The following is a 1,383-nucleotide window of genomic DNA, read 5'->3' as shown; positions in this document are numbered from 1 at the left end:
GCGCGGTTCCGTCGCTGCGGCGTCGGCCACCACGTACCCTAGTGGACTGGATCCAGCACGACCACGGGTATCTCGCGCTCAGTCTTTAGCTGATAGTCGGCGTAGGGCGGCCAAAATTCGAGCGCCTGTTTCCAAAGCCGGAGGCGTTCCTCGCCCGCCGTCGTCCTGGCCCGCGCCTTCATCTTCTTGGTCCCGACCTGCACTTCAACGTCGGGGTTCGCAAGAATGTTGCGATACCAGCCTGGGTGTTCGGGCGCGCCTCCCTTTGAGGCGACTACGAAGTAATTACTGCCGTCCATTCCGTAAAACAGCGGAAATATGAACTTGTCGCCAGACTTGCGGCCGGTGGTGGTCAGCAGCAGCGACGGCACCGTCAGTTCACCGTGCTGCGGCACCGTTACCTTGTACATGTGCCCGTCAGTTCCGCCGCTCGAAAGATAGCGGTTCGCGTGCTCGAGCATCCAGTCCGGCAGGTTCGGAGCGAGTTTCGCTTCAGTCATCGCGCCCTCTCATTAAAATTGTAGGGAGGAACATACCATCAGGCGCTGGATCGGCCAAATCCGAATTCAGAGCGAGGCGATTTGGCGCTTCAGGGTGGCGACGCTGTTGTGGTGTTCCGATGGATATCTGTTGTTGACCTTCAACGACGTGCAAAATCGGCCGAATGTCTGCCCTGCGCGGCGAGTTCAACCGATCGCTGCAACACATTCTGCGAACTTCTCAGCCGGCGTCTGATAGAGCAAGGTCTTTCTCGGCCTTTCATTGAGCTGCCTTGCAATGGCACTAAGCTTCGCCTGACTGTGCAAGGACAGATCGGTGCCACGCGGGAGATATTGGCGCAGCAATCTGTTGGTGTTTTCGTTTGACCCGCGCTGCCAGGGAGATCGAGGATCACAAAAGTAGACATCGACCTCGGTGGCCAATGTCAGGCGTTGATGGTCCGCGAGTTCCTTGCCTCTGTCCCAGGTCAGCGACCGGTAAAGTTCGCTGGGCAATCGCTGGGATTGCTTGATCAGTGCCGAGACAACGCTTTCGGTATCCTTGTTCGCAACCTTGACCAGCATCACGTAGCGCGAATGGCGCTCGACAAGCGTTGCGACATAACTATTCCCCGATCCACCGATCAGGTCGCCCTCCCAATGGCCTGGCACCGCACGATCTTCAACCGACGGCGGTCGCTCGCTAATGGATACGGCATTCTTGATCTGGCCGAGCCCGTTTCGTTTCATGCTGGCGTGCCTGGATCGGCGGACCGTGCGCCTCGCCCTCAGGTGCTCAAGGAGCTCCTTTTTCAGCACGCCGCGCGCCTGAATGAACAGGCTGCGATAGATCGTCTCGTGTGACACCTGCTTTTCAGGTTCCCCCGGATATGTGCGCTTGAGC

Annotated in this window: 3 protein-coding genes; all 3 read right to left on the bottom strand. The window is 58.5% G+C overall.

The genetic code is table 11. The features are described 5' to 3' along the window. Positions 1–38 precede the first annotated feature (38 nt). On the bottom strand, positions 39–500 hold the full coding sequence (locus ACEYW6_RS36205; RefSeq protein ID WP_412983604.1) for a nitroreductase family deazaflavin-dependent oxidoreductase: 462 nt from the start codon (positions 498–500) through the stop codon (positions 39–41). After that, on the bottom strand, positions 493–690 hold the full coding sequence (locus tag ACEYW6_RS36200) for a hypothetical protein (RefSeq protein WP_412983603.1): 198 nt from the start codon (positions 688–690) through the stop codon (positions 493–495). The genes ACEYW6_RS36205 and ACEYW6_RS36200 overlap by 8 nt, the downstream gene beginning before the upstream one ends. Continuing rightward, positions 687–1,383 (bottom strand): IS30 family transposase (locus tag ACEYW6_RS36195; protein WP_412983602.1); only part of this gene is annotated, 697 nt, incomplete at its 5' end. The genes ACEYW6_RS36200 and ACEYW6_RS36195, both read right to left, overlap by 4 nt.

It is taken from the genome of Nostoc sp. UIC 10607 (assembly GCF_047228265.1).
GTDB lineage: Bacteria > Cyanobacteriota > Cyanobacteriia > Cyanobacteriales > Nostocaceae > Nostoc > Nostoc foliaceum_A.
Note: the sequence above shows the minus strand (reverse complement) of the source record. Positions and strands in the feature narration are given on the sequence as shown.

What these genes read in the sequence shown, in the direction of transcription:
- ACEYW6_RS36205 (WP_412983604.1), bottom strand. Translation starts at nt 500, where the DNA reads ATGACTGAAGCGAAACTCGCTCCGAACCTGCCGGACTGGATGCTCGAG.